The 3,690-nt window shown below is 66.2% G+C and carries 4 protein-coding genes; all 4 read right to left on the minus strand.

What is annotated here, in order from left to right:
* Window positions 1-396, minus strand: a 396-nt coding sequence (locus AC1D34_RS35100; protein ID WP_476826729.1) for a glycosyltransferase, incomplete at its 3' end; no start/stop codon positions are given.
* A 112-nt stretch (window positions 397-508) separates the two neighbouring features.
* Entirely contained in the window at window positions 509-1,723 is a 1,215-nt protein-coding gene (locus AC1D34_RS35105) for an MFS transporter (protein ID WP_476826730.1), read from the minus strand.
* Window positions 1,724-1,932: 209 nt separating this feature from the next.
* The gene (locus tag AC1D34_RS35110; RefSeq protein ID WP_476826731.1) at window positions 1,933-2,232 is read right to left on the minus strand and encodes a hypothetical protein; all 300 of its coding nucleotides are present in this window, start codon (window positions 2,230-2,232) and stop codon (window positions 1,933-1,935) included.
* A gap of 99 nt (window positions 2,233-2,331) precedes the next feature.
* Window positions 2,332-3,690 (minus strand): S8 family serine peptidase (locus AC1D34_RS35115; RefSeq protein ID WP_476826732.1); only part of this gene is annotated, 1,359 nt, incomplete at its 5' end.

Consider the following 3,690-nt stretch of genomic DNA (forward strand, 5'->3'; position numbering starts at 1 on the left):
CGCCAGGGCGGCGAGCTGCCCCTGTCTGGCCCCGAGGAAGCCGAGCCCGTTCAGCGCATAGACGCGCCGGTCGATCCCGGCGAGCCTGCCGGCCAGCCCTGCCAGCGCGATCGGCTTCAGCGCGATGCAGTGCAGGATATCCGGCCGTTCGGCTGCGATCAGACGCTTCAGTGTCTGGACCTGGCGCACCAGTGCCAGCGGCGAGAGGCTGCCCCGTTCCGCTTCGAGCGCAATCAGCCGGGCGCCCGTCGCCTCGATGACGCGACGATGCTGGCGCTCACGCGCGATCACGACGACATCCAGATCCAACTCGCGCGCAGCGCGCGCCATCGGCAGGAAATGCGAGGCGAAGAACCAGTCTTCCGTGACGACGAAGAGGAGTTTGGGGCGGCGCATGATGGCCGGACATGAGGCTGAAGCGGACGAGAAGGTCAAGCGGCCCGCTTGTCAGGGGCCGTGCCGCAGACCTGTCAGGCCACGAGCCAGACAAGGCCAAACCCTCCATGGCTCAGCTATGGCGCGATTCCTTCAGGGTCGGCAGGAACCAGGCGAGCAGGCCTATCGTCGGCAGGAACGAGCAGATTCGATAGATCGTCTCGATGCCGAGCTGGTCGGCAAATTCGCCGAGCAGGGCTGCCGCAATGCCACCGAGTCCGAAGGACAGCCCGTAAAAGAAGCCCCCGACCAGTCCGATGCGGCCCGGCATCAGTTCCATCGCATAGATCAGGATGGCGGCGAAGGCGCTCGACATGATCAGGTTGATGATGATGGTCAGGACGCCCGTCCAGAAGAGGTCGGCATAGGGCAGCACGAGCGTGAAGGGCAGCGCACCCAGGATCGAGAACCAGATGATCTTGTTGCGCCCGATCCTGTCACCGAGCATGCCGCCGAACAGGGCACCTGCCGCCGAGGACCCCAGGAACAGGAACAGCATGACCTGGGAGGTCTGGACGGAAACGCCGAACTTCCCGATCAGGTAGAAGGTGTAGAACGAGCTGAAGCTCGCACTGTACGCGTTCTTCGAGAACAGCAGAATAATCAGGATTGCGACGGCCGGAGCAACACTCGCCAGGGGCGGTGCCGAGATGGCGACCGGGTCGGCTGCACCCGCGACCTTGCCGCGCACCTGCCGCGGACCGACGAGTGCGGACTGTCCTGCGGTCCAGACCATCAGTGCCATGGCGATCAGTGCCGCCGCCGAGAACCATGCCAGGCTGCCCTGGCCGTTCGGCACGATGATGAAGGCTGCCAGCAAGGGCCCCAGGGCGCCCCCGGTCTGACCGCCCACCTGGAAGATCCCCTGTGCCAAGCCATGCTGCCCGCCGGACGCATTGCGCGCCATCCGCGTCGCCTCGGGATGAAAGATCGATGAACCGATGCCGACGCAGGCTGCCGCCAGCAATAGCAGCGAATAGCTGCTGGCAAAGGCCAGGCCGACGAGGCCGAACAGGGAAAACCCCATGCCGACGACCATCGAATACGGCATCGGCTTCTTGTCGGTGTAGAGACCGACCAGCGGCTGCAGCAGCGAGGCCGAGACCTGAAATGTCAGGGTGATCAGCCCGATCTGTCCGAAATCGAGCGCATAGGCGGTCTTGATGATCGGATAGATAGCCGGAATCAGCGACTGAATCATGTCGTTGAGCAGGTGCGTGACGCTGAGGGCGATCAGCACGGGCATTGTTGCGCGACGGGCGATCCCGACCGGCGTAGTCACATTCATGAGCTATGACTTATGTTTCGGCTAACCAGTCAGTCGCTCACTAAAGCAAGCCGAGAGGCCGGACAATTTCATTGCCATGCTCTGCAAGCGATGCTGCGCGTCGCCCAGCGCGGACACTTCACGGCTGGACCAGTTGCGGCCGGACACTCAAACGGGTCCGGCCCTCCGGAGGTTGCGGAGAGCCGGACTGCAAGAGGCCACGCGCTGGCTCAGTAGAGGCTGCAGACCCGGCGGTGGCCGACGACGTCGCGGAAACGGTTGATGCGCTCGACCAGATCGCAGCGGCGGACGGGAGCATCCTCCTCATAGACCGGCTCGGCATAGGCACGGCCAGTTGAGGCAGCGAGCAATCCGCCGACGGCCAGCGCTCCGACGATGCCGGCACCGACACCCCAATACGGGCCGCGGTAGCGCGGGCGGGCTTCGGCGCCACCTACGCTGGCGAGGAGCGCGGTGCCGAGCGTGAAGGCGGCGAGAGTGGCGGCCATGCTCTTCCGGAAGGTGGTCATCGTCTGTCTCCTGCAGCTCGATCGGGAGCGAACCATTCGCCCTCCATGACCATTGGTCGCGGCAAGCGCGCAGAAGGTTCAAAGCAGCGCCGTTTTTTTTCAGGGGCGAGCCGTCGACATTGGCAGGGCGCGCGACAGGGCCGCCGGTCCGTCGACCCGGCCCGCTCCGAAGACAGGGTCCTTGCCCCTGCCGCCGAGATCGACGGCGCTTTCGCTCAGGAGCCTGCGCACCTCATCGAGGCCGAGCTCCGGACGCTTCTCGAGCAGCAGTGCCACGAGTCCCGAGACATGGGCCGCTGCGATCGAGGTGCCTGACGAGAAGGCGTAGCGTCCTTGCGGCTCGGCCGCGAGCACATCGACTCCCGGTGCGGCAACCGCAATGTAATCACCGCGGTTGGCCCCGGAGAACGGCTTGTCGTCTGCATCGGTCGCAGTGACGGCAATGACATTCGGATCGGCGCCCGGATAGAGCGGCGCCGCCTTGGCTCCGCCATTGCCCGCGGCCGCGACCGCGATCATGCCCTTGGTCTTGGCCCCTGCGAGCGAGCGTGACAGCAGCCGGTCCTGCGGGCCGGCGAAGCTCAAGTTGAGAATGCGGGCGCCCTCGCCTGCCGCCCAGTCGAGCGCCGCCAGGATATGGAAGGTCGTGCCATTGGCGGGTCCCGTCGTCGCCGCTCCCGAGAAGGCGCGCGCCGCCAAAAGCCGCGCGCCCGGAGCAATCCCCTGCAATTGCGCCTGCGCCAGGATCGCCGCCGCCATCGCAGTGCCATGCGCATCGGGTTGGCCTTCGCCGCCGAGCGCATTGAAGGAACCGGCAAGAACACCCTGCAGCTCCGGATGGCTGGTATCGGCACCGGAATCGATCACGGCCACGCGGATCGCCGCACCGCGCGCGATCTTGTGCAGATCGTCGAGATGCAGCTTCTCGACCACATATTGCGGCTGCAGCTCGCGCTTGGGCACAGTCGAGACAAGTGGCGGGATCGGAGGAAGATCCGGGATGACGATCGTTTTTTCGGCATCGTCAGGCCTGCCTGCTGGCGGTACCGGCACACCATCCGCGCCCGCTGGCTGGGCGGTGCCCTTCGGTTCGTCCTGCTGCAAGGTATAAAGATAGTTCGGCTGGGCACTGGCGACGCGCGGATCGCCCACCATCTCGGCCAGCACGCCCCTGGCGCTGCGGCCGCCCTCGAGACGCGCACGAATGATGGTCATGCCGGCAAGCGCGAAGCGCCGGCTGGCAATCTGCGTCGCGCGATAGCGGCGAAGCACCGCCTCGGCTTGCGCATTCGGCGCAAGCTCGAACAGGATCTCCTCATTGACCAACCGCCGTTCGGTGGCCGGCGGGACGATCACATTGGGCTGACGCGCGGCCGGCCGGGCGGCTCGGGTCGGCGGCGGTGAGACGGGAGGAGCGGCGCGCCGCGTCCGGGGCGGCGCAACCTCTCGAACCGACGG

The organism is Allobosea sp. P1_A7, from assembly GCF_056406775.1.

Bases quoted from the DNA above. Each gene is read 5' to 3' on its own strand.
- AC1D34_RS35105 (WP_476826730.1), bottom strand. From the start codon at position 1,723: ATGAATGTGACTACGCCGGTCGGGATCGCCCGTCGCGCAACAATGCCC.
- AC1D34_RS35110 (WP_476826731.1), bottom strand. From the start codon at position 2,232: ATGACCACCTTCCGGAAGAGCATGGCCGCCACTCTCGCCGCCTTCACG.